Source organism: Clostridium sp. CX1, assembly GCF_025398335.1.
GTDB lineage: Bacteria > Bacillota > Clostridia > Clostridiales > Clostridiaceae > Clostridium_AM > Clostridium_AM tanneri.
This window is the reverse complement of the sequence record NZ_JAODOO010000038.1, coordinates 1-4,248: the sequence shown is the minus strand read 5'-3', so window position 1 is coordinate 4,248 and position 4,248 is coordinate 1. Positions and strand designations below refer to the sequence as shown.

Below are 4,248 nucleotides of genomic sequence, written 5' to 3'. Positions count from 1 at the left end.
ATAAGATACTGAAATTATTAAGTTTAAATGCCCTTTAATGTTTAAGCTTTGCTTATAATTATTGGGCACAGTTATATATTATAAACAAGGTGTAGTATTTTGTCAACTATTGTTTAAAAAAAGTTTATTCGTATAAAACTACAGGAAATTATAAGACAAATATGAGCTAATATTAAATGTGAAGCTTTTAGGATTAACCATCGAATAGATTGATGTATTTTTGAATATATATGAAATGACCTTTAATTAGGAGGAATTAAGTTGTCTATAAATTTTCAATGTGATTTAAATGAAGCAAAGAGAATTACATCTAAAAAGCTTGTGGAAAAAACTATAGAACTGATTAACGATAGGAAAGTAAAAAAGTTAAATGCTATATGGCTTGAAGTTACAGGATGCTCAGGAAATACAATCTCATTCTTAAATAGCGAAAATCCGTCCTTAAATTATATTTTAACTAACTTAATAAATTTGACCTACGATAACATGCTTATGGTATCAGAAGGAGAAGCTGCCTTTGAGCAATTTTTAAACACTTTGAATACCGAATTTATACTTTTAGTAGATGGAGCTGTATCTACTAAAGAAAATGGTCTTTACAATATTATTGCAAATTATAAAGGAAAGTGGATTACGGCACTTGATGCAGTTAAAATGGCAGGAGAAAAAGCAAAGTATGTTTTAGCAGTAGGTACCTGCGCTTCTTATGGGGGGATTTCTGCAGCAAAACCTAATCCTTCTGGAAGCAAAAGAGTTCAGGAAATTTTAAGTTCTCCTGTTATAAATCTTCCAGGTTGCCCTTGTCATCCTGATTGGGTAGTTGGGACAATAGCACATCTGGTATCTCGTGGTTTGCCTGAATTGGATAATGATAACAGACCTTTGCTTTTTTACGGAGTTACTATTCATGATAGATGCACTAGAAGAGGATTTTTTGATAAAGGTATATTTGCAAAAAAATTTGGAGAAGAAGGTTGTATGTTTAAGCTTGGATGTAGAGGACCTGTTACGAAAACTGATTGTCCAAGAAGACAATGGAATGGATATGTAAACTGGCCAGTAGAGGACAATACCAATTGTATTGGTTGTGCACAAAAATATTTTCCGGATGGTATGGAACCTTTTGTAAGATATTAGGAGGAGATATGGGAAAGATTATTAGAATTGATCCTGTTACAAGGATAAGTGGATTTTTAGATATAAAAATAGAAGTAGAAGAAAGCATAATAACAAAAGCAGAAACTAGTGGACTTCTATATAGAGGCTTTGAAAAGATGCTAAAGGGAAGATCTCCTTTAGATGCAGTCTATTTTACTGAGAGAATATGCGGAATATGTTCTATAGCTCATGGAACAGCCTCTACTAGGGCTCTCGAAGATGCACTAAATATTAATGTAGCTGTAAATGATTTATATCTTCGTGATATAATGCATGGCTTTGATTTTTTACAAAATCATTTAAGACAGTTTTATTTTTTTACAGTACCAAGCTATGCTAAGATGCCAGATATAAAACCTCTGTATTCTCAGGAATATACGGATTTTAGAATGCCCGATAGCCTAAATAAAAGAATGGCAGAACACTATAATAAAGCTATAAAATATAGCAGATTAGCTCATGAAGGGCTAGCAGTGTTAGGAGGAAAGGCTCCTCATGTACATGGAATTTTTGTAGGTGGGGTTACAGTTAATATGGATTCCTATAAGTTAGAAAAGGTGAAGTCAATAATAGCTGAAATAAAGGAATTTGTAGACAATAATATGCTAGAGGATGTAGATATAATTTCAAAGTATTATCCCGATTACTTCGAAAAAGGTATATCTTACCCTAATTTTATGAGTTACGGGCTTTTTGATAAATATCCTTCCGATTTAGAGATAAGTTATGTTCAACCTGGTATTAGTATATCAGATAAAAAGTATCCTCTTGATACAGGAGAAATTACAGAGCATATAAAATACTCATGGTACAGTAGAGAGAAGACAGGGGAAGAAGCAAATATAAAAAAACCCGACGGCTATAGTTTTATAAAAGCACCTCGCTATAATGGACTGCCAATGGAGGTTGGCCCATTAGCAAGGATGATGATTTCTGGTTATTATACCAGGGGAAACTCCTGTATGGATAGAAATATAGCTAGAGTGCTTGAAACAAAGAAAATATTAGAAATAGTGAGTAATTTAACAGAAAGAGTACAACTTAAGGTTTCAAATCAGCAGATTTACGAAATTCCGGATAGTGCCTTTGGAATGGGAATCACAGATACAATAAGGGGCTCACTAGGTCATTGGATAGAGATAAAGAATAAAGTTATAAAATACTATGATATTATTACACCTACAGCTTGGAATCTATCTCCTAAAGATGATAATGGCACACCAGGAGTGGGAGAGAAGTCTCTAATTGGATCAAAAATTAATGATATAAAACAGCCTGTAGAGGCAGGTAGGATTATAAGATCCTTCGATCCTTGTATATCCTGTGCTACACATGTAATAGGTGATGGACAAGAACCAATAGAAATAGAGATATTAGTATGAGTATTAAGGTTATAGCTATAGGAAATACATTGATGGAAGACGATGGTATAGCCATTGCTGTAATAGAAAACATAAGGGCAGATTTAGAAGAGAAAAATATAGAGGTTATAGTTGGTGAGACAGACTTTAATTATTGTATATCTATGATAAATGATGAGGATTTGCTTCTAATTATAGATGCAGCTTCTTATGGTGGCACTGCAGGACAAATAAATACTTATGATATAGATAGATATAACCCTTTTAAAAAGGGATATACCCAGCATAGTTACCAGTTACTAGATTTACTGCACTTGTATTTTACAAATTTGAAGGGGTTTGTTATTGGAATACAGATTAATAGTATAAGTTTCAAGCTAGGGCTTAGTAAAGTTTTAGACAGTAAGCTTAAGAATGTTTCTAGAGAAGTTGAAGAAACTATCAACTATTTAATATCAAAGTATCTATAATTAATAAATATTAAGATTTGTTAATGCTGAAATAGTAAAATGTCATGCTATGTAGTTCTAAATACATGAAAATAAGCATAAGTTTTAATAAATAAGATACCCCCATTTATTTTTAGAATAAATTGGGGGATATTCTTTCGAGAAAGTGAATAGTGGGGAAAGATATGTATAAGCATTTTGAAGCAGTTAAAATTGTTCAGCGAAAGATATGTTACTACAGATATATGGCTATTTTCAGTCTATGTCAATATAGAAAAAAGCATTTTATAAACCTAATGAATATTGAAAAGAGAAGGTTAAAGGAGTTATTAGAAAAAAAACGTAGGACAGAGCATGAAGAAATAAACTTAAGCAGACAACGGGAGTTTACATTAGAGGAATTAGCGAAATATAGCGGCGCTGGAGGAAAACCTGCCTATGTTGCTATTAATGGGGTGGTATATGATGTAAGCCTTAATAGTGCATGGGGGGGAGGCACTCATTTTGGATTATATTCAGGGAAAGATTTAACTTCGGAATTTGCAGGTTGCCATAAAGCCAATGCAGAAATTATAAATAATCTTGTTAAAGTAGGAAGATTAAAAATATGAGGAGGAATTAAAAATGCATGATACTATACTTTTAAATAAAATATCCACTTCCTTACAGGAGCTTTGTAGAAATCATAATATAAAAAGGATTGGAAGATTATCAATAATTGTAGATGAAAATAGTCATTTAAACTCTTCTAATTTATATGAACATCTTCGTGAATGTAATAAAAGTTTAGTGGGGGAATGGACCAATATTATAGTGGAAAAAGATCAGCTAGATAGTCAAGTTGCAATTCTTCATAGTATAGAAGGAGAGAAATAAGAAACATAACTGCTGAAAGATGGAAAGCACTATGAAATTACAGGAATGAAGATGAGGAAGAACCAGGGCTATAAAGCATACTCCTTGAAGATATATGGTATCATACAGGGAGTGGGCTTTAGTCCTTTTATTTATAAAAAGGCAAAGGAGTTTAATATAAAAAGGTGGGTTAGCAATGCAGGAGAAATAATTGTTATACATTAATAATTTGATAAATTTATGCATAGAAACTGAGTCTGGTGTGTCTACATAGCTAACATATAGTATAGGTGAGGAATGTTAAGGGATATCAAGTTAATCTTAAATAATTTAATATTAGCCTTATAACCTATAAAGTAAAAAATGATAAGATAACATTCGTCGCTTAATGAGCGGCAAATAAGCAAAAAATTTAATATCAAAAC

General features: G+C 32.1%; 6 protein-coding genes. All 6 read left to right on the top strand.

The window, feature by feature from the left end:
• Positions 1-261: 261 nt before the first annotated feature.
• Positions 262-1,137, top strand: coding sequence for a hydrogenase small subunit (locus tag N4T77_RS19890; RefSeq protein ID WP_396125176.1), 876 nt, complete (start codon positions 262-264; stop codon positions 1,135-1,137).
• 8 nt (positions 1,138-1,145) lie between these two features.
• Positions 1,146-2,540: a nickel-dependent hydrogenase large subunit gene (locus N4T77_RS19885; protein ID WP_261673604.1), complete on the top strand. Its 1,395-nt coding sequence runs from the start codon at positions 1,146-1,148 to the stop codon at positions 2,538-2,540.
• Positions 2,537-2,989 (top strand): hydrogenase maturation protease, encoded by a 453-nt coding sequence (locus tag N4T77_RS19880; protein ID WP_261673603.1) that lies wholly within the window; start codon positions 2,537-2,539, stop codon positions 2,987-2,989. The genes N4T77_RS19885 and N4T77_RS19880 overlap by 4 nt, the downstream gene beginning before the upstream one ends.
• A 164-nt stretch (positions 2,990-3,153) precedes the next feature.
• Positions 3,154-3,579, top strand: coding sequence for a cytochrome b5 domain-containing protein (locus tag N4T77_RS19875; RefSeq protein ID WP_261673602.1), 426 nt, complete (start codon positions 3,154-3,156; stop codon positions 3,577-3,579).
• A 13-nt stretch (positions 3,580-3,592) separates the two neighbouring features.
• Positions 3,593-3,844: a hypothetical protein gene (locus tag N4T77_RS19870; RefSeq protein ID WP_261673601.1), complete on the top strand. Its 252-nt coding sequence runs from the start codon at positions 3,593-3,595 to the stop codon at positions 3,842-3,844.
• A gap of 51 nt (positions 3,845-3,895) precedes the next feature.
• A complete protein-coding gene (locus N4T77_RS19865; protein WP_261673600.1) occupies positions 3,896-4,048 on the top strand; it encodes an acylphosphatase in 153 nt (50 codons plus the stop codon).
• Positions 4,049-4,248 lie beyond the last annotated feature (200 nt).

Excerpts from the sequence above, each read along its gene's own strand:
- N4T77_RS19885 (WP_261673604.1), top strand. The coding sequence starts at position 1,146 with ATGGGAAAGATTATTAGAATTGATCCTGTTACAAGGATAAGTGGATTT.
- N4T77_RS19880 (WP_261673603.1), top strand. The coding sequence starts at position 2,537 with ATGAGTATTAAGGTTATAGCTATAGGAAATACATTGATGGAAGACGAT.
- N4T77_RS19875 (WP_261673602.1), top strand. The coding sequence starts at position 3,154 with ATGTATAAGCATTTTGAAGCAGTTAAAATTGTTCAGCGAAAGATATGT.
- N4T77_RS19870 (WP_261673601.1), top strand. The coding sequence starts at position 3,593 with ATGCATGATACTATACTTTTAAATAAAATATCCACTTCCTTACAGGAG.
- N4T77_RS19865 (WP_261673600.1), top strand. The coding sequence starts at position 3,896 with ATGAGGAAGAACCAGGGCTATAAAGCATACTCCTTGAAGATATATGGT.